This window comes from Chitinophaga sp. (genome assembly GCF_035538455.1).
GTDB lineage: Bacteria > Bacteroidota > Bacteroidia > Chitinophagales > Chitinophagaceae > Chitinophaga.
This window is the reverse complement of the sequence record NZ_DATLKJ010000097.1, coordinates 43230-62227: the sequence shown is the minus strand read 5'-3', so window position 1 is coordinate 62227 and position 18998 is coordinate 43230. Positions and strand designations below refer to the sequence as shown.

The following is an 18998-nucleotide window of genomic DNA, read 5'->3' as shown; positions in this document are numbered from 1 at the left end:
AACCTAATTACCATTTTCTTGATAAAGCTGATCCCCATTTTATTGCTGCTATGGCTGCTGCCATCCGTGTTGTTTGCACAACGCAGCAATGGCCAGTCGCGCGCAGCGCTTGAGAAGCGAAAGCAGGAACTGATGAAAGAGATTGAGGAAGCCACGCGCTCATTGCAGGCTACCAAGAAATCCACCCGCCAGAACATCGGACTGCAAAAACAGCTGGAGCAAAAGATTGCAGACCGCACTGCGCTTATCGGCAATATCAACAAAGAAATAAACCTCATCGAGGGAGATATCAGCAATACTAACAGTAACGTACAAACGCTGGAGAAGGAAGTTGATTCGCTCCGCGCACGATATGCGCAACTCATTGTATATGCCTATAAAACCAGCGGCTCCTACGATGTAATGAATTTTCTGTTTTCCGCTACCAGTTTCAATGACGCCCTGCGCCGTTATCAATACCTGCGCCAATACCGGGAGAGCAGGCGGCGTCAGGCTGAGAACCTGTTGTCGACAAAAGCGCTGCTGGGACAGAAGCTGCAAAGCCTGGAAGCACAGCGTGCCCTAAAAGCTGGTGCATTGCATTCAGAACAACGGCAACGGGTTGTATTGCTGGCAGATAAAAAAGAAACAGATCAGGCGATCGAGCAGCTGCAGGAAAAAGAAAAAGCGCTGCAGCAGAATATCAATAAAAGCAGGGCAGAAGCAAGGCAGGTGGACAGAGCCATACAGGATGCTATCCGCCGTGAGATAGAGGCCGCGCGGCAAAGAGAGCTGGCAGCAGCGCGTGCCCGCAAGAAGCAGGCGGAGATCAAACGGCGCCAGCAGCAGGAGGCTGCCCGTAAAAGGGCTCTGGCAGCGGCGAAGAAAGCTGCGCATGGTAAAAAAGTACCCCAGCCCAAAGTAAAAGAAAAAGAAGAAGAACCTGAAGATGAGCCGGAAACAAAAACCGTATCTAACGAAGATGTGCTGGTAGCCACGCCAGAAGCGCTCTCCTTGTCAAGAGATTTTGAGTCAAACCGTGGCAGGCTGCCCTGGCCGGTGGACGCTGGCCGCATTACCGGCCGCTTCGGCACCAGTAACATCGGCAAGATTGAAGTGGAACATAACGGTATTATCATCGCTACCTCCAAAGGTGCGGCGGTAAAAGCAATTTTCGACGGAGAAGTGATTATGACGTTTATGGTACCGGGCGCAGGATATATGGTTACCCTGCGCCACGGAAAATATTTTACCAACTACGTACGCCTGCTGGATATTAAGGTGAGAAAGGGCCTTGCTGTGAAACGCGGTCAGGTATTGGGTTACGCAGCATCAGGTCCTGGCAGCAGTAATGGCGAAATAGAGTTACAGATCTATCGCAACATGACGAAGCAAAACCCTGAAAGATGGATCAGGGGGCGTTAAAGCAACTGCGCCTGTTTCTGCAACACCTGCTCATATAAAGCTTCATATTGTGGAATAATATTATCAATATGGAAGCGTTGCGCCTGTGCCAGCGCGCCTTTACGAACCTTCGCCAGCAGCGCATCATCCTGCAGTAATCTGATGGCATGGGCTGCCATACCATCTACATCGCCAACAGGGCTCATATAACCGGTTTCACCAGGAATATTGATTTCAGGCAAACCACCAGCATTGGAGGAGATCACCGGAACCTGTGCAGCCATGGCTTCCAGGGCAGCGAGACCAAAACTCTCGTAGTCGGATGGCAGCAGGAAAAGGTCGCTGATAGACATTACATCTTCCAGTTGTTCCTGTTTACCTACAAATCTTACATCTTCACAGATCTTCAGTTCACGGCACAAGCACTCGATAGTAGGTCTGTCCGGTCCATCGCCAACCAGCAACAGTTTAGCGGGCATTTCTTCCCGTACTTTAGCAAATACCTTTACTACATCAGGAACTCTTTTCACCTTACGGAAGTTTGAGACATGCAGTAATATCTTTTCGCCGTTGGGGGCGATAGCATTTCTGAAGTGTGGCATCTCGCGGCGGCGGAAGCGCTGTGTATCCACAAAGTTGTAGATCACAGAGATGTCTTTCTCTATCTGGAAATACTTGTACGTTTCATCGCGCAGGTTTTCTGATACAGCCGTGATGGCATCCGACTCATTGATGGAGAAGGTAACCACCGGTGCATAGGTTTTGTCCTTACCTACCAGGGTAATATCTGTACCATGGAGGGTGGTGATAAAAGGAACCACTCTGCCTTGCTTGCTTACGATCTGCTTGGCCATATACGCCGTAGAAGCGTGTGGTATAGCATAGTGTACGTGCAGCAGGTCAAGTTTCTGGTTGATGATTACATCCACCATCGTGCTACTGAGCGCTGATTCGTAAGGCGGAAAATCAAAAAGAGGGTAGGTCGGCACCTGTACTTCGTGATAATATATGTTCGCGTGAAACGCATTGAGTCTTACAGGTTGCTGGTAAGTAATGAAGTGCACCATATGGCCTTTGTCTGCGAGGGCTTTGCCCAGTTCTGTGGCCAGTACACCACTACCACCGTATGTAGGATAACATACTATTCCAATACGCATGTGTTATTTTTTAGCAAAAACGGAAAGTGTAAAGTAAAAAGCAATTTTCGGATTGCCATTGCCAGCTTAATTACTTTACCACAACGAAGGTAACTACGAATTTCGGAATTGCAGAAAACCAGCATCATTTATTTGTTATTTGTATTAACACTGCCAATTAGTTAGTTTTATTTCCAAATTTAACCGCTTATATGAGAAATTTCCTCTTGCCAATTGTACTTGCCTGTTCCCTGCCAACAGTCACTATCGCTCAACAACAGGACTCCCTGGCTTTAAGGCACCTTGCTGATGAAGTGCTGACGCACAGCACTGCTTATGAAAACCTCCGTACACTCACTAAACAGGTGGGGGCCCGCCTGGCAGGCTCTCCCCAGATGGTAAAGGCAGAACAATGGGGTTTTAAGGCCCTGAAAGCCGCCGGAGCCGACACCGTATATCTGCAGGAATGCCTTGTACCCCACTGGGTACGTGGCGCCAAAGAAGAAGCGCGTATTATCTCCAACCGCAGAGATTTTATACCGCCGCTTAATATATTAGCGCTGGGTAACTCTGTAGGAAGCGGTTCTGCAGGCGTTACCGCTCCGGTGCTGGAAGTAGCTTCCTTCGATGATCTGGAAGCAAAGAAAGATCAGGTGAAAGGAAAGATCGTTTTCTACAATTATCATTTCAATCCTACATACGTTAAAACATTTCACTCTTACAGGGATGCCTTCATATACCGCGCATTTGGTGCCAGCAGGGCTGCCAAATATGGCGCACTGGCTGTGATTGTGCGTTCCATGTCTCATGGTGCCAACAACAATCCGCACACCGGTGCCATGGCTTATGACAGCGCCTACCCGAAAATCCCGGCCGTTGCTATCGGACTTCAGGATGCTGACCGCCTGAGTGACCGTGTAAAGAATGATCCAAGTGCAAAAGTGTTTCTCCGTACCAATTGCCGTATGCTGCAGGACACCATTGGCCATAACGTAATCGGTGAACTGAGAGGTACTAAGAATCCCGGTCAGTTTATTACCGTAGGTGGTCACCTGGACTCCTGGGATGTATGCGAAGGCGCACAGGATGATGGTGCAGGCTGCGTGCAGTCAATTGAGGTACTGCGTGCCCTGAAAGCCATAGGAATGCGCCCCACACGGACGCTCAGAGTTGTACTGTTTGCTAATGAAGAAAATGGGACACGCGGTGCAAAGAAATATGCAGAGGTGGCAAAGACCAGAGGAGAAAAACATCTCCTGGCACTTGAAAGTGACGGGGGAGGCTTCACACCGCGCGGCTTTACTTCCACGATGGATCCTGCCCTGAAGGCAAAAATGATCAGCTGGAAGCCATTATTTGAACCATATGGGATGCATGATATGGGAGAAGAAGGCGGAGGTACCGATGTTGGCCAGTTGCATGCCGCAATTGGTACGCCGATGCTCGAACTTTATACAGACTCTCAACGTTATTTTGATATTCACCACGCTGCTGGCGATGTGTTCGAAGCGGTGAATAAAAGAGAACTGGAACTGGGGGCATTTGGTATGGCCGGCCTGATCTATATGGCTGATTTGTATTTTTAACTTCAATCCTTAAAATAAAAACATGGGCCGGTTTGTATTTATCGTGATAACAGTTATCCTGCTGATATTAGGAGGAATATTCTTTTATAAATATTACTTCGTATTCGGGCGTGGTGTGAAAGCAGGAGAGCTGAATTATTTTGTCGAGAAGGGCTATATATTTAAAACCTACGAAGGAAAGCTGATTCAGTCTGGCTACAAAGGCAAGGTAGCCGGCACGATTCAGTCGAACGAATTCCAGTTTTCCGTGACCAGTGAAAAAGTTGCACAACAACTCATGAATGCCAGCGGCAAGCAGGTGGAAGTACACTATCAAGAATATCTGGGCGCGATTCCCTGGAGGGGATACAGTCCGTTTATTGTAGATAGTGTGATTTCTATCTCAGACGGCAACAGGCGTGATCTGCCATGATATTCAACTGAAGCAGTCCGGAGCATTTCCGGGCTGTTTTTTTTTATTAATTAGGGGACAATGAATAATTATTGTATTTTTTCCGAAGTTTGACCCTTTTTTGTTATCCATTTTGTTGGAGTTATGTATAACCTATACCTGATCATCATACTTTCATTTGCCAACTGTCTTGCTTTTGGTCAGCAGTCAAAAGACAGTATAGTCGCCCATGCGAAGCAGTTGCCTGCGAAAGCGGAGCAGATACCTGGTAAGTACCTTTCACAGGTAAGCCAGAAAACAAACCAATTTAACAAGCAACTGACCCGCAGGTCTGAGAAAGCGCTGAATCGTTTTCTAAAACAGGAAAAACGCATGCAGGAGAAGTTATCGAAGATCGATTCCCTGGCAGCGAAAAACCTCTTCACACGTTCTATTGATTCTTTGTCCAACATGAAGGCCAGGTTAAAGGGCAAGCTGGGAAAGCTCCCGTTGGCGGGCAATTCAGGCTATACGGGTTATCTTGATACTTTACAGAATTCACTTGCCTTCCTGAAAGGTTCCAAAGACCTGTTACAGCAAACAAAAGGTATTTCCGACAAATTGGGCAATGCCACCAAAGGTGTGCAGGCGTTGCAGGACAAACTGAAAGAGGCAGAAGCTATCAAAGCGTTTATACGTGAACGCAAACAACAGCTGAAGGAACAGCTCGGGCAATTTACCGGCTTCACCAAGGACCTGCAGAAAATGAATAAAGAGGCCTACTATTATGCTCAGCAGGTAAAAGAGTATAAGGAAATATTCAAGGATAAGAAAAAAGCTGAGCAGAAAGCAATGGAACTGATGCAGAAAGTGCCTGCTTTCAATGATTTTATGCAGAAGAATTCACAGCTGGCCAGTTTGTTCAACCTTCAGAGCGGTGGTGCTGCTACTGCGCAAAGTCTGGAAGGCTTGCAAACCCGCACGCAGGTGGAGCAGTTGATACAACAGCGTATCGGCAGCGGCCCCAATGCCTCCGCGGCGGTGAGCCAGCAGATGGCAGAGGCCCGCGGTAAATTCGATGAACTCAAAAAGAAATTCCCCGATCTTGATAATGCAGCGGATATGCCCAATTTCAAACCGAATGAAATGAAGAGCAAGACATTCCTGCAACGCCTGGAGTTTGGCAGCAACATACAATTCCAGCGTAGTAACCGCTTTTTCCCTACCACCAGCGATCTCGCAGGACAGGTAGCATATAAATTCCATAAGAACGGTAGCGTGGGAGTAGGTCTGGCCTATAAACTTGGTATGGGTACCGGTTTTGATAATATCCGCTTTACCAGTCAGGGCATGGGTATCCGTTCATTTATCGACTGGAAGCTCAAAGGAACCTTTTTTGCCAATGGCGGCTTTGAACAGAACTATCAGCCAGACTTCGCCTCCGTACAGGATGGCGCTGGTAAAGCCTGGACACAAAGCGCCCTGCTGGGTATCAGCAAAAAATACAAGATCAACAGTAAACTGAAAGGAAACATGATGCTCCTGTTTGATTTTCTCTACAATCAGCATGTGCCGCGTACCGATCCTGTGAAGTTCAGGCTGGGGTATACCTTTTAGTTGTTAGCATGGTAACTGAAAGTTCTCCTGTCACCCTGCATAGATCAGGAAAATAGCGGGCCTCTTATGCAGCTCCGGCAGCGCTTTTTTCCATTCCTTTACGGTTTTGGTTTTAATGTATTCTGTGGGGGCAGTAATATCTGCCGCGATGCATATTTTCGTGTGGTCTTTACAGTTATCCAGCAGATCTTTTAATAGCTGGTTGTTTCTGTAAGGCGTTTCAATGAATATCTGTGTCTGTTTTTTGCGCATGGATTCTTCTTCCAGCTGGCGCAATACCTTGTTTCTTTCCGGTGATTTGATGGGCAAATAGCCGATGAACTGGAAGTTTTGTCCGTTCATACCGGAGGCGATAAGGGCCAACAGTATGGAGTTGGGCCCTATCATAGGGATCACCTGTGCATCGATGCTGTGTGCAACTTCCACTACCAGGTGGCCGGGATCTGCTATGGCGGGGCATCCTGCTTCACTCATGATACCAATGTCTGATCCTGCCAGTAATAGCTTTTTAGCCAGAGCAAGGTCAGGTGGATGGTTTTCATGCATTAGCAACAGCTGCAGTTCGTCTATGTTGATATTCCTGTCGAGTGCCTTCAGATACCGCCTCGCAGTGCGTTCATTTTCCACATAAAATACCTTCAATTGTTTTGCGATGTCTGTAACATACGCGGGGATGCTGAAAAGGGCATCCTGGCTCAGCACAGTAGGTATCAGGTACACTTTGCCCGGAGTATTCATTACATCAGTCTTTTATCCTGTAAATCAATAGTAGCAGCTATTACAGCGTAGGATGGCGCCAGCATCCAGCCGATTACCGGTATCAGCATGAACATATAGAATACCATGCCGTTGCCCAGGGCCATACCGCGGTGCTGGCGTATAAAAGCAATACTCTGCTTCATCGTCAGGCGGTGACGCTCGCAGCTATAGTCCATCATGGAGAATCCATAAAAATATGCTTCAATGAAAAAGCCCACCATCGGGGTAATCCAGCCTACTATTGGTATGAAAGAAACTACCAGCAAGACCAGGATGGCGGCGGTCTGGTATACCAGGTTACGGAGCGACATCCTGACCCCTCTTACTATGTCATGCCAGAGCTGTGCCCAGCTGAAAGGGAATTCGCGTCTTTCCAGAATAGCTTCTGTTTTTTCAGACAGATAGGAGAATACGGGGGAAGCCACTATCAGGAACAGGTATTTGAAGCAGGAGAAATACCAGAATACAAATGCAATCTTCACGGAAAAGCCCACCAGTATGAACAGGAAGCTCAACCAGCCGCTTTCCCGGTCCTGTATCCATTCTGTAACGTGCAGAAGCCCCGTCAGGTATTCTACAAAATCTCCTGAGAATCCCCATACAAAGTAGAATCCAAGAAAAAATAACAGGCAGTATATGATGCCCGGTATCAGTATCCACTTCCACAACTTATGCTTTAATATGAACTGGTGTGCTTTCCCATACGACTGTATCGCCGCCAGTACTTCTCTGAATGAAAACAATGCCTGATTTTTTTGTGTAACAGAAAATAGCTTTTAATCGCCTGATTGAAAGACGGTTAAATAAATGAACGAAACTAAGGCAAAAATTATTTCAATCATTTATGAATTTGGGGATTTCGAGATTTTGGAATTTATAAATACAGCGAAGCCCAATTAGTGCTGGTTTTACCAAAATCGGGCTTCGCTGTATTTATAAATTCCAAAATCTCAAAATCCCCAAAATTCCCTAATATCTAGAAGCGGGGACAGAGTGTCTTGTATTTGTTATTTTCGTTCCGCGTATGAATGTAAATAAGTGATATTTCAAGACCACCGCGGTAGTTGGAGGCCGGTTTCAGGCTAGAAACGTTGGTATCATAAGACAAGCCAACCTGGAAGCCTTTGATCTCGATGCCTACATAAGGGATGATGGCGTCTTTCAGGCGGTACCAGCTGCCGATATAGAAGGTAGCCGGGTTATCATCCATATCATCCAGGTTAAAGCCGTAAGCACCGCCAAAAGTGAATTCTGTAGCAGTGCTCTGTTTCATGTAGAGGACGCTGCCGTGGAATCTGTCTTTTCCGTTCACCGGTACAGAGCCGCCGCCATGTAATGTCCAGCGGTAGCTGAGTCTGTTCTGTGTCAGGTTCATGAACGATTCAGTAGGCTGTGTAATATGATAATAGGAAGCACCCAAGTAAATATTGGAAGCTTCCCCAATAAGTCCGTTGTAAAGAATACCAATGTTGGGATCGAAGTAAGAGATCTTGGGATTCACCAGCGTTTCATTGCTTGGAATGGCAGGATTATAGCCATTGTTGTCAAACTGGTTCTCAAACTGGAGCTTGCTGTTGTCTATTCTTTTCTGTACCAGCGTTCCCTGAAGACCGATGGCCAGTGTGTGATTACCTTCAGGATCAAGCCCTTTGTGGTAGGCAGTACTCATGGAGAGGTAAGTAGATGTAAGGGCTCCACCGCCGCTTCGGTCATACATCGCCATTAATCCAACGCCCCATATATCGGTATACGAAATAACATTTTTCAGGATGCCGAAATCTACAGCCGCAGTACCGGTTACAAAAGGAGAAGAGATACTTCTCCATTGTGATCTGTAGTTACCTGACAGGCGGTAATCGCCGGAAAACAAGCCCGTAAATGCGGGGTTGAGTGTCAGGGGAGAAGCAAAGAACTGTGAAAAATGAGGGTCCTGTGCCCGGGTAGTCGGACTCAGATAAAGGAATATGGTCAGGAGTAGTAAAGCTCTTTTCATATAGTAAAGCTTATAGCATAGGGTTTATGCACAATCTTGGTGAAGGTACATCGAATTATGTCATATTCCAAATTAAATTCATGTATAAAAATATCCCCGGCAGTGTCTGATATAAAAAGAACAGGATGCATGGCGCTGGTACTGAGTACCTTAGTGACTGGCATCCTGTTCTTTTATCTGTAGTCAGAGAATTATTGCTGTAGTTTGTTGCCGAACGCGAGATCTCCGGCATCGCCAAGCCCCGGAACGATATAACCTTTTGCAGTAAGCTCATCGTCAATATCTCCTGCCCAGATGGTCAGGTTGGCTTTGGTATTGCGGAGTACATATTCAATACCCACCGTACATGCAATGGCTACTACCAGGTGAATGTGGCTCGGCTTTCCTATCTCTTCCAGGTGTTCGATAGTCTTCACGAGAGAAGAGCCTGTTGCCAGCATCGGATCGGAAAGGATCAGGACCTGCCCTTCTATAGAGGGGCTGCTCACATATTCCAGGCTGATGTCGAATGAACCATCGTGGTTATGTTTGCGATAAGCTGAGATAAACGCGTGGTCAGCTTTATCGAAGTAATGGAGCAATCCCTGATGCAGAGCCAGTCCTGCGCGCAGAATGGTGGCCAGTACGGGCTGTTGCTTTAACACACGGCAGTTGGCAATACCCATTGGGGTGGTCACCTCTTTTTCAACATATTCCAGCGTTTTGCTGATTTCGTAAGCGGCTATTTCTCCCAGCCTTTCCATATTACGTCTGAAACGCATACGGTCCTGCTGTACATCCACACTTCTGATCTCGCTTAGCCATTCTCCCACCAGCGAGTTGGTCTCACTTAAATTTATTATCATGAACTTACCCTTTGAGGCGGCAAATTACCGAAAATTTTAAACTACTCCTTATCCAGCAGCCTCGCTTTTTTCACCAGCTGTACAAACTCGGCGCGATAACCTTCTTTGTCAACCCCGCGGGCACTGCCAGCCCAGTTCAACACCTGGTCATAGGTAACGTCACCTTTAAAGGCGGAGTTACGCAATAGTTGGCCGAATGCAGCCGCGGCACAAGCCATCCGGAAATCTTCAGAAACCTGTTCTATTTGCTGACGGCGGTAAGGTAATGCCTGTTGCAGCAGTTTACTTTTGTCTGCATCCGGTTCTTTGTAACGGAGCTTCACGGTGAGCACCTCTGTACTATTGCCAATGATCTTTGACTGCTGGTATTTGAGCGGGTCTACCCAGTTTACGCCTGTGAGGTTACTGTTGGTGGGTATGATCTCGTAGAGAGCCGTTACAGTATGGCCTACGCCCATGTCGCCGGCGTCTTTTTTATCATTGTTGAAATCTTCATTCTGCAATGTCCTGTTTTCATAACCTACTAACCTGTATGACTGTACGAATGTTGGATTGAATTCTACCTGTAATTTCACATCTTTTGCAATAGTGAAGAGCGTACCGCCAAACTCTGTAACAAAGGTTCTGCGGGCTTCTTCAAAGTTGTCAATGTAGGCGTAGTTACCATTGCCTTTGTCTGCCAGGAGTTCCAGCTTGTTATCCTTGTAATTGCCCATGCCAAAGCCCAGCACAGAGAGGAAAACGCCTTTCTGCCTTTCGGTTTCGATGATCCGTTGCAGAGCGCCATCGCTGGAGGGGCCAACGTTGAAATCTCCGTCTGTAGCCAGTATTACCCGGTTATTGCCTCTCTTTACAAAATTCTCTTCCGCAATTTTATAGGCCAGCTTTATACCTTCACCACCTGCTGTAGAGCCACCTGCTTCCAGTTTATCCAGTGCATCCAGTATTTTGCCTTTCTCGCTGCCATTGGTGGAAGGCAGCACCATACCGGCTGCACCGGCATATACAACAATAGCTACTTTGTCTTGTGGCCTCAATTGGTCGGTGAGCGCTTTGAAAGCTTTCTGTACCAGCGGTAATTTATTTTCGTCTGCCATAGAGCCAGAAACGTCTATCAGGAAAACCAGGTTCGAGGCTGGCAGTTCGCGGGCGTCTACCTGCTTGCCTTTCAGTGCTATGCGCACTACGTGGTGAGCTGTGTTCCACGGGCATACAGCAATATCTGTGTAAATAGCCACGGGGTCTTTGCCTTTGGGGCTGGCGTAATTGTAATCAAAGTAGTTGATCATCTCTTCTACCCTTACTGCATCTGCAGGTGGTAACTCTCCATTGTTGAGAAAGCGGCGCACATTGCTGTATGAAGCCCTGTCTACATCTGCGCTGAAAGTACTGAGTGGCTGATCTGTAGCCTTATGAAATGTATTTTCATTGATAGGGCTGTAATCTTCCGTATTCATTTTAGGAGCAGGTGATATCATCATGGCAGGTTCGGATACTGCAAGATCCGCTGCAGCATAGGTTTTACGCTCCAGTATCAAAGTTGGCCGCCTGGAAATGACCCTGTTCTTTTCATTGGGAGCAAGTACCGGCGCCAGCACCTGTAATTTGAACTGAACCTTGCTCTGTTTAGCACCCACTGTTTGTTCGGCCTGCTGGAAGTTAACAGCTATCACTTCTATGATAACGTCACCAACCGGCACTTTAAGACTGAATGCTCCCTGAAGATTGGTACGGGTGCTGATCTTGGTACCCTTTACTTTTACCACAGCGTTGTATATACTGTTATTGTGTACGTCTGTTACGGTACCGGTAATCACACGTGTCTGGCCAGCAACGCCAAACGCCATCAGCAATGAAAGAAGTAATAAAGAAAGATATTTTTGCATAGCGGTATGATTTTTCTGACTGCATGATGCTGTTAAGAATCAGATTTCCATAAATAGCAGGAAATTTTTTTAAAAACTACCTTTGCCAAAATTTTAGTCGATGGTATATAACGTGATAGGCACAATGTCTGGAAGTTCGCTGGATGGACTGGACATTGTTTTTGCAGAACTGACGGAGATCCGGGGACAATGGAGCTATGTGATCAAAGCGTCTGAAAGCCTGCCCTACGAACAGGAGTGGGTGGAAAGCCTGGCATCAGCAACTTCGTTGTCTGCACAGGATTACCTGTTACTGCATACGGCTTATGGCCATTATTCAGGACGGCGTATTGCTGCATTCATAGAAAAGAACCAGTTGGATCATAAAGTGCATTTCATTGCATCGCACGGCCATACTACATTTCATCTGCCAGCCAGCCGTACTACAGCCCAGCTGGGCGATGGCGCTGCCATAGCAACAGAAACGGGCCTGCCGGTTATCACAGACCTGCGTGCAGTAGATGTGGCGCTGGGCGGACAAGGCGCACCTATTGTGCCTATAGGCGAAAAGTATCTTTTCTCCGGATACCAGTACTGGCTCAATCTCGGAGGGATTGCCAATATATCAGCACAATTGCCGGGAGGCTTCACAGCATTCGACATCTGCGCCTGCAACAGGGTGCTGAACGAACTGGCAGCTGCCCTGAACAAACCTTATGATGATGGCGGAGCACTTGCTGCTGGCGGGGTTGCTGATACTGCATTGCTGGAGCAGTTGAATGCATTGCCTTACTATAGTCAGTCCTGGCCCAAGTCGCTTGCCAATGATTTTGGAACAGGTACCGTACTGCCTATGATAGCTGCTTTACGGTTGTCAGTACAGGGAAAGCTCCGTACGTACACCGAGCACATTGCAGCCCAGATTGCCAATGCTGTAGCAGCGTTGAGGCAGCAGCAACCGGAAGGCCCTGCAAAGATGCTTATTACCGGAGGCGGTGCTTTCAATACTTTCATGGTGAGCCGCATCCGCGAATTACTGGCGCCGATGGGAATAGAAGCGGAAGTTCCTGATGAGCAGACCGTTGGCTTTAAAGAGGCCCTGGTAATGGCACTGATTGGCGCTTTGAGATGGAGACAGGAAAGTAACGTCCTTTCATCTGTTACAGGCGCTTCACGGGATTCCATTAACGGCGCGTTGTGGACCAGCCAATAGGATTTATGAATCAGTTATAAAAAACGGATCGTATGATAGCATACGATCCGTTTTTTATAACTGATTCATAATCCTACATTTTCACAGTGGTAAAACTGAAAGTGTCTCCATCAAACAAGCCTTTGTCACTGAGTTTCAGCTGTGGTATCACCAGTAAAGCCATAAATGACAAGGTCATGTAAGGAGATGCTAATGTTGATCCCAATACTTTAGCCGCCTTGTCAAAAGCACTGTAACGTTCTGCTACCACATAGCCGTCGAGGTTACTCATCAGCCCTGCAACGGGTAACGGTAATACTTCGGTACCATTCTTACTGCTGACGCTTATTCCGCCTTGTTCGGCTATTACTGCATTGATAGCTGCTGCAAGGCTTTCGTCGTCAGTGCCTACGGCAATGATGTTATGGCTGTCGTGTGCTACGGAAGACGCAATAGCGCCATGCTGCATTCCGAAGCCACGTATGAAGGCAACCGCTGCGGGGGCTTCTTTGTAACGATTCACTACCGCCAGTTTCAGGATGTCTTTACCGGTATCGCTGCTGATCGCGCCGGCAGTAACGGGCAACACATCGTTGATCGTATTGGTGATCAGTTGTCCGTCCATCGCGTCAATGACTCTTACCCCAATCGTTGAAGCAGAATTATCGTCTGCGGGTACGCGAAAATCAGCTGCTGTTTTTGGTGTACACACGAAGTTGTTGACAGGAACAGATGGCACAGAAGGTATAAGTGTACGGCCATTTTCAGCTACTTTAACGCCATTAATGTAGGTAGCAAGGACATTGAAATCCTGCAGATTGTCAACAACAATAAAGTCTGCTGCATCATTCACACGCAGCAGTCCATTGCCGAGCTTGTAGTGTAATACGGGATTGATACAGGCTGCGCGCAGGGTATTGAAAAGGCTGATACCATGTGCCAATGAGCGTTTCACAAGTTGGTTGATATGTCCTTCCACAAGATTGTCGGGATGTTTGTCATCGCTGCAGAACATCACTTTGTCGGGCCAGTCGTGCAGTAACGGAATGAGTGCTTCAAAGTTTTTGGCAGCGCTGCCTTCGCGTATCAGCAGATGCATGCCATATTGCAGCTTTTCGAGCGCTTCCTCAAGTGTAAAGCATTCATGATCCGTGCTGATACCTGCCGCTATATAATCACGGGCGGCTTTACCACGCAGACCCGGTGCATGACCGTCTACAGGTTTATTATACTTTTGAGCCACCGCTATTTTGGCCATCACTTCAGCATCTTTGTTCAGTACACCGGGAAAGTTCATCATTTCCGCCAGGTATTTCACATCATCGCGCTGCATCAGTTGTTCGATGCCATTTACATCCACTGTGGCGCCTGCTGTTTCAAACGCGGTAGCCGGTACGCATGAGGGCGCACCGAAGTAAAAACGAAAAGGTACCTGACTGCCGTTTTCAAGCATAAATTCCACGCCCTGCACTCCCATCACATTAGCTATTTCATGCGGGTCGCTGACAGTGGCAACAGTACCGTGAACAACAGCCAGCCGCGCAAATTCAGAAGGAATAAGCATAGAGCTTTCAACATGCACATGCGCATCGGTGAAGCCGGGGATAAGGTAATGGGAATAACTGCCATTGTTCCTCTCTATGCTGGTAATACGACCGTCCTGTATTTGCAGGGTGGCGGGGTATATTTCTTCTTTCAGTATATCTACAAGATTACCGGAGATCTGATATGTGTTCATGGCGTAAAACTAAGGAATAGACGGCATTTTCAGCTTGTATCAAATTTTTATGAAGATGAAGGGCCGTAATGTTTTTTAATTATCTTTATTCGGATAAATTACTATTAAATCAGACTATATGAAATACTTAAAAGCGTTATCACTGTGTGCCGGACTGATAATAGGCGGCTTAAGCCTGCAGGCGCAGTCGCTGGATGAAATCGTCAATAAGAATACCGCTGTCATGGGGGGCGCTGACAAACTGAAAGCAATCAAAACGCAGTATACAGAGGGCAATATGGAAATCCAGGGTATGCAGGTACCCGTGAGGAGATGGGTAAAGCAGGGAGAAGCGATGCGACTGGAGTTTGATATAATGGGTACTAAAAATATCCAGGTGGTTACCAAAAATAACGGCTGGCAGCTGATGCCCGCAGCGATGAAGAACGATGTAGAAGATATAGATGGCAATATGCTGAAGCTGATCAGATCTCAGCTGGATGTAACCGGAGAGCTCTTCGACTATGCAGCCAAAGGAAAGAAAGTGGAGCTGGTGGGCAAAGACACTGTAAATGGTGCACCGGCATTTAAGCTGAAAGTAACCAATACGGAGAACATTACTGGCATTGCATATGTGGACGCCGCTTCTTTTTATCTGGTGAAAGCTACCAATGAGGTGGAAGTACAGGGACAGAAGGCACAGATAGTAACATTGCTGTCTGACTATAAGAAAACACCTGATGGATATGCATATCCGGGAACTACGGAGCAGTCGCCAATTGGTATGAAAATGAATATCACCAAAGTGGAAGTGAACCAGCCGATAGCCGACTCTCTGTTTACCAAACCTGTGGTACAGTAAGCGCGATCTTCAAAACATAAAATACAAAGGGAGCAAAGATCAGTCTTTGCTCCCTTTGTATTTTATGTTTTGCAAAAGAATTACTTGTAAAGCGCGGTCATTTCTTTCGCTTCAGCAGCCAGTTTTTCAGCGAGGTGTTTAGGCTGCAGTACTTTTACCTGTGCACCATAGCTGAGAAGCGTCATGGTCAGTTCCGGATTGATGACAACGTTAAGGGATATCCGACATTCTTTGCTATTGTCTTCTATCACCTGTTGAGATGCATGTATCGGTTGCGACTTCACGTATTTGCCTTGCCGTGGGGTAAATGACAGCACAACGTTTTCCGGCTCTCCGTCATTAACGGTGATACCTATGGCGTGTTTGAAATAGCTGGCGTCATCAAAATTCTTTTCATCGAAATGTTTGCGGGTTGGCCATAGCTTCACAACTCTATCCAGCGCAAAGGTTCGCACCTCGCCGTCCCTGGTCTGCTGGCTTTTTCCGATAAGGTAGAAGCGGTGCTGGTACTCGCGCAGGTGATACGGTTCTACCCAGTGTTCTTTGGGCTCGTTGCGGTCAAAGCTCTGGTAGGCGATGCGGATCACTTCCAGGTTTTTGATGGCGTCCACAATTTCAGGAATATGTTCAGCGCCTTTGTATTGCGAGGCGCGGCTGAATTTGATCAATCCTTTATGTTGCAGGGCTTCCCTGTTCATTTTCAGGCTGGCGGCTATTTTCAGGATAGCATCTTCAAACTGTTGTATAACGGGGAGACTACGAAACTGTTCGAGAATACCGATGGCAATTTCGAGGCCTTGCAGATCAGCTTCATCAATAGGAATATTGCTTATGGAGAAGCTTTCATCAGAATAGCGGTAGGTGCGGCTGCTGCGTTCATAAACAATAGGCGCCATGTAATTCAGTTCGGGGTCCTGGCGCATATCCTGTATATCTTTTTGTATGGTGCGTGTGGATACCGCAGTATCCATTTTGTCCGATACGTATTCAATCAGGTTTTCGAGTGTTGGTTTCGGTAGCCGCTTATTGCGTAATCTTTCGTCGATCCAGCGATAGCGGGATACTGCATCCTTATTCTTTGGCACACTAGTACGATTTTAGAAAATAAAAATAAACAATTCCCGCAGTTAGCAGGAGGAATAAAATTTTTTTAAAGAAGATTTCACTGCGCAAATCCCTTGCGTGCAGTGAAAATAATTTCGTACTGTCAATAAAAGCTGACAGTTATGAATAAAGCACGTACAACAACAGCTATTTGGGAAGTAAAGGCTATTGCTATCAGCCAGATCATCATGGATGATTCCAACTATCTCACGCTCTGGGGGCAGGTGCAGCAGGATGGCGTGTGGTATCCTTGTGATTTTGTAACTACTTACGAAGTAATGAATACAATGTTAAGGTACAGCCATGATAAGCATGATGCCGTACAGATGACCATTGTGCAGAAGCTGGAAGATATGCGGCGTATCCCTGAGATCATTGATCTTGAGGTGGAGCTGGGAGCGGCGGTTATTTTTGATAACATGACATTCTTTCTGTCTAAGCCAGAAAACCATGAGTGGGAAATCTGTGCAGATGACGGCTGTTACTTTATTCAGAAAGTGATAGCGATACCAGTACCGCCGGTAACTCCGCCACCGATACGTGCTGAGCTTAACGGAAAACTCGGGATGTGTCTCGAAACACTCCGTAATAACTACGATTTATACTTAGGATTTATTGAAATAGACCTGGAAGATGAAGCTGCCCGCATGAAGGCCGGCCTTACAGACGACCTGAGCTTTACCATGGCCTACTATGCCTGGCAGCTACATGCTTCCCAAGCCTGATTAACCCCTAACGATTTGCAAGCCATAATGTTATCATGTTGATTGAATCCGTTTGTTAACCTGTTTGTTAACCCCCATCCCTTCTGGCTTTTAGAAAATAGCATTAATTTGAGAAAAAATTGACCGAAAAGAGAAAAAATTCCTTTAAAGTCTATAATTTTTGTAGGAAAATGCTATTTTTGAACAAGTAAATCGTGAAACTATGAGTTTAAGACTGGGCGATACGGCCCCTAACTTTAAAGCCAAAACAACTTTAGGAGAAATAGATTTTTACGATTACCTCGGCGACAGCTGGGGAGTGTTATTCTCCCACCCGGCAGACTTTACGCCTGTGTGTACCACCGAACTCGGCAAAACCGCACTGCTGAAGGAAGAATTCGCTAAACGCAATGTAAAAGTACTGGCTCTCAGCGTAGATCCGCTGGACAAACATCAGAGCTGGATCGGAGATATCAATGAAACTCAGCATTGTGACGTAACTTTCCCTATTATTGCAGACGAAGATAAAACAGTGGCCAACCTTTATGGTATGATCCACCCTAACGCGTCTGAAACTTTTACTGTAAGATCCTTGTTTATCATAGGACCAGATAAAAAGGTAAAACTCACAATTACCTATCCGGCGTCTACTGGCAGAAACTTCAATGAAGTACTGCGTGTAATAGACTCCCTGCAGCTGACAGCCAAATACAGCGTGGCTACACCAGCTGACTGGAAAGACGGAGAAGATGTAATCGTTACGGCAGCAGTAGCTACCGCAGACATTCCGGAGCGTTTCCCGAAAGGCCATAAAATCATTAAGCCTTATCTGAGAACAACACCGCAGCCTAACAAATAACGAAACACCTGAAAGCTGTTCAACATACAACCAACGACCAGCTTTCCTACATAAAGATTTTTTAATGGTTGGTTTTTGATTTTTACGAAACGGGGATTTTTCCCCGTTTTTTTTTGACAATGATTTGTGTGGTTGAAGTGACGGCGATGATGAGCGAAGTTCAGTAAGAATTATGACCGCGAGCATAAAATTGAAATGCCCGTCTTGCAATAGTTTCTGCAGGACGGGCATTTCAATTTTATACTCCTTTCAGGAAAATCAAATTAGAAAAATCACAGTTTGCTTTTTCTCAGCTGATTCAGTACTGCGCTTATATCTTTAGGCAGTGGTGCTTCAATGCAATATTCCTTACCTGATGGATCTTTGAATACCAACATGGCGGCGTGAAGCGCCAGCCTGCTGAGTAATGGGCGTTCTTCCTCGGTGTGTTTACCCAGCTTGAACTTCTTTTTTATCGTAGATAATAACACTGGTTGCCCGTTGCCATAAAGTTCATCAACCGCGATAGGATGACCCAGGTGTTTCATGTGCACCCTGATCTGGTGAGTACGGCCCGTGTGTATCTGCATTTTTACAAAGCTGTACAGGCCAAACTCTTCCACTACTTCATAGTCAGTAAGAGACGCTTTACCTCTGCGGTTGGTAACCATTTTGCCCTTTTGTACAGGATGCTCCATGATGGGCTCATTCACGCTTCCTTTCTTTTCGGGCAGTTCTCCATGCACAAGGCCCAGGTAATATTTCTGTACATCCCTGCTTTCGAACAGCTGTGAGAAATATTTATGTGCCGCTTCTGTCCGGGCAAAGAGGATGATGCCACTGGTGTCCCTGTCAAGTCTGTGCACGGTGAATATCTGGCCATACGCCTTCTTCATGATGGCTATCAGGGAAGACAGCTCATTATCATGCCGGTCAGGCAGGGTAAGCATACCGGCTGGTTTGCTTACAATAACAAATTCGGGCGTCTCCAGTAAAATATGATCTTCTAAACGCATCAGGTTCGTAG

At 46.6% G+C, this 18998-nt stretch carries 17 protein-coding genes; 8 read left to right on the top strand and 9 right to left on the bottom strand.

Annotated features, from left to right (window positions below; all coding sequences use genetic code 11):
* The first annotated feature begins 18 nt into the window (after positions 1–18).
* Positions 19–1404 (top strand): murein hydrolase activator EnvC family protein, encoded by a 1386-nt coding sequence (locus VM802_RS11680; RefSeq protein ID WP_325530568.1) that lies wholly within the window; start codon positions 19–21, stop codon positions 1402–1404.
* Here VM802_RS11680 and bshA read toward each other — a convergent pair.
* Positions 1401–2540, bottom strand: coding sequence for an N-acetyl-alpha-D-glucosaminyl L-malate synthase BshA (bshA, locus tag VM802_RS11675; RefSeq protein WP_325530566.1), 1140 nt, complete (start codon positions 2538–2540; stop codon positions 1401–1403). The genes VM802_RS11680 and bshA overlap by 4 nt on opposite strands.
* 191 nt (positions 2541–2731) lie before the next feature.
* On the opposite strand from bshA, the gene VM802_RS11670 reads away from it, so the two are divergent.
* From VM802_RS11670 to VM802_RS11660, 3 genes are all read left to right on the top strand, one after another.
* Positions 2732–4105, top strand: a complete 1374-nt coding sequence (locus tag VM802_RS11670; RefSeq protein WP_325530564.1) for a M20/M25/M40 family metallo-hydrolase — start codon at positions 2732–2734, stop codon at positions 4103–4105.
* 22 nt (positions 4106–4127) lie between these two features.
* On the top strand, positions 4128–4517 hold the full coding sequence (locus tag VM802_RS11665) for a DUF8785 domain-containing protein (RefSeq protein ID WP_325530562.1): 390 nt from the start codon (positions 4128–4130) through the stop codon (positions 4515–4517).
* Positions 4518–4640: 123 nt separating this feature from the next.
* Positions 4641–6092 carry a hypothetical protein gene (locus tag VM802_RS11660; protein WP_325530560.1) on the top strand — a complete coding sequence of 484 codons (1452 nt, stop codon included), beginning with the start codon at positions 4641–4643 and terminating at the stop codon, positions 6090–6092.
* A gap of 30 nt (positions 6093–6122) precedes the next feature.
* Here VM802_RS11660 and VM802_RS11655 read toward each other — a convergent pair whose 3' ends face one another.
* The 5 genes from VM802_RS11655 to VM802_RS11635 form a co-directional block, all read right to left on the bottom strand.
* On the bottom strand, positions 6123–6830 hold the full coding sequence (locus VM802_RS11655; protein WP_325530558.1) for an SAM-dependent methyltransferase: 708 nt from the start codon (positions 6828–6830) through the stop codon (positions 6123–6125).
* On the bottom strand, positions 6830–7594 hold the full coding sequence (locus VM802_RS11650) for an EI24 domain-containing protein (protein ID WP_325530556.1): 765 nt from the start codon (positions 7592–7594) through the stop codon (positions 6830–6832). Before VM802_RS11650 ends, VM802_RS11655 begins: the two co-directional genes overlap by 1 nt.
* Positions 7595–7827: 233 nt before the next feature.
* Positions 7828–8844: a PorP/SprF family type IX secretion system membrane protein gene (locus VM802_RS11645; RefSeq protein WP_325530554.1), complete on the bottom strand. Its 1017-nt coding sequence runs from the start codon at positions 8842–8844 to the stop codon at positions 7828–7830.
* Between the two features lie 191 nt (positions 8845–9035).
* Positions 9036–9689 (bottom strand): uracil phosphoribosyltransferase, encoded by a 654-nt coding sequence (upp, locus tag VM802_RS11640; RefSeq protein WP_325530552.1) that lies wholly within the window; start codon positions 9687–9689, stop codon positions 9036–9038.
* A 41-nt stretch (positions 9690–9730) separates the two neighbouring features.
* Entirely contained in the window at positions 9731–11575 is a 1845-nt protein-coding gene (locus VM802_RS11635; RefSeq protein WP_325530551.1) for a vWA domain-containing protein, read from the bottom strand.
* A 100-nt stretch (positions 11576–11675) separates the two neighbouring features.
* Here VM802_RS11635 and VM802_RS11630 point away from each other — a divergent pair, with 100 nt between their 5' ends.
* The gene (locus VM802_RS11630) at positions 11676–12767 is read left to right on the top strand and encodes an anhydro-N-acetylmuramic acid kinase (RefSeq protein ID WP_325530549.1); all 1092 of its coding nucleotides are present in this window, start codon (positions 11676–11678) and stop codon (positions 12765–12767) included.
* Positions 12768–12840: 73 nt separating this feature from the next.
* Here VM802_RS11630 and ade read toward each other — a convergent pair whose 3' ends face one another.
* Entirely contained in the window at positions 12841–14484 is a 1644-nt protein-coding gene (gene ade, locus VM802_RS11625; RefSeq protein ID WP_325530547.1) for an adenine deaminase, read from the bottom strand.
* A gap of 118 nt (positions 14485–14602) precedes the next feature.
* Here ade and VM802_RS11620 point away from each other — a divergent pair, with 118 nt between their 5' ends.
* Positions 14603–15325: a hypothetical protein gene (locus VM802_RS11620; RefSeq protein ID WP_325530545.1), complete on the top strand. Its 723-nt coding sequence runs from the start codon at positions 14603–14605 to the stop codon at positions 15323–15325.
* A gap of 80 nt (positions 15326–15405) precedes the next feature.
* On the opposite strand, the gene VM802_RS11615 is transcribed toward VM802_RS11620, so the two are convergent.
* Positions 15406–16410, bottom strand: coding sequence for a helix-turn-helix transcriptional regulator (locus VM802_RS11615; protein ID WP_325530543.1), 1005 nt, complete (start codon positions 16408–16410; stop codon positions 15406–15408).
* Between the two features lie 141 nt (positions 16411–16551).
* On the opposite strand from VM802_RS11615, the gene VM802_RS11610 reads away from it, so the two are divergent.
* Together VM802_RS11610 and VM802_RS11605 are read left to right on the top strand one after the other, a co-directional pair.
* Complete coding sequence (locus VM802_RS11610) at positions 16552–17154, top strand: hypothetical protein (protein WP_325530541.1); 603 nt, start codon at positions 16552–16554, stop codon at positions 17152–17154.
* A 202-nt stretch (positions 17155–17356) separates the two neighbouring features.
* Positions 17357–17992, top strand: a complete 636-nt coding sequence (locus tag VM802_RS11605; protein WP_325530539.1) for a peroxiredoxin — start codon at positions 17357–17359, stop codon at positions 17990–17992.
* A 272-nt stretch (positions 17993–18264) separates the two neighbouring features.
* On the opposite strand, the gene VM802_RS11600 is transcribed toward VM802_RS11605, so the two are convergent.
* The gene (locus VM802_RS11600; RefSeq protein WP_325530537.1) at positions 18265–18987 is read right to left on the bottom strand and encodes an RluA family pseudouridine synthase; all 723 of its coding nucleotides are present in this window, start codon (positions 18985–18987) and stop codon (positions 18265–18267) included.
* Between the last annotated feature and the right edge of the window lie 11 nt (positions 18988–18998).

Excerpts from the sequence above, each read along its gene's own strand:
- VM802_RS11620 (WP_325530545.1), top strand. The coding sequence starts at position 14,603 with ATGAAATACTTAAAAGCGTTATCACTGTGTGCCGGACTGATAATAGGC.
- VM802_RS11600 (WP_325530537.1), bottom strand. The coding sequence starts at position 18,987 with ATGCGTTTAGAAGATCATATTTTACTGGAGACGCCCGAATTTGTTATT.
- VM802_RS11630 (WP_325530549.1), top strand. The coding sequence starts at position 11,676 with ATGGTATATAACGTGATAGGCACAATGTCTGGAAGTTCGCTGGATGGA.
- VM802_RS11645 (WP_325530554.1), bottom strand. The coding sequence starts at position 8,844 with ATGAAAAGAGCTTTACTACTCCTGACCATATTCCTTTATCTGAGTCCG.
- VM802_RS11655 (WP_325530558.1), bottom strand. The coding sequence starts at position 6,830 with ATGAATACTCCGGGCAAAGTGTACCTGATACCTACTGTGCTGAGCCAG.
- upp (WP_325530552.1), bottom strand. The coding sequence starts at position 9,689 with ATGATAATAAATTTAAGTGAGACCAACTCGCTGGTGGGAGAATGGCTA.
- VM802_RS11660 (WP_325530560.1), top strand. The coding sequence starts at position 4,641 with ATGTATAACCTATACCTGATCATCATACTTTCATTTGCCAACTGTCTT.
- ade (WP_325530547.1), bottom strand. The coding sequence starts at position 14,484 with ATGAACACATATCAGATCTCCGGTAATCTTGTAGATATACTGAAAGAA.
- VM802_RS11605 (WP_325530539.1), top strand. The coding sequence starts at position 17,357 with ATGAGTTTAAGACTGGGCGATACGGCCCCTAACTTTAAAGCCAAAACA.
- VM802_RS11635 (WP_325530551.1), bottom strand. The coding sequence starts at position 11,575 with ATGCAAAAATATCTTTCTTTATTACTTCTTTCATTGCTGATGGCGTTT.
- VM802_RS11665 (WP_325530562.1), top strand. The coding sequence starts at position 4,128 with ATGGGCCGGTTTGTATTTATCGTGATAACAGTTATCCTGCTGATATTA.
- VM802_RS11610 (WP_325530541.1), top strand. The coding sequence starts at position 16,552 with ATGAATAAAGCACGTACAACAACAGCTATTTGGGAAGTAAAGGCTATT.
- VM802_RS11670 (WP_325530564.1), top strand. The coding sequence starts at position 2,732 with ATGAGAAATTTCCTCTTGCCAATTGTACTTGCCTGTTCCCTGCCAACA.
- bshA (WP_325530566.1), bottom strand. The coding sequence starts at position 2,540 with ATGCGTATTGGAATAGTATGTTATCCTACATACGGTGGTAGTGGTGTA.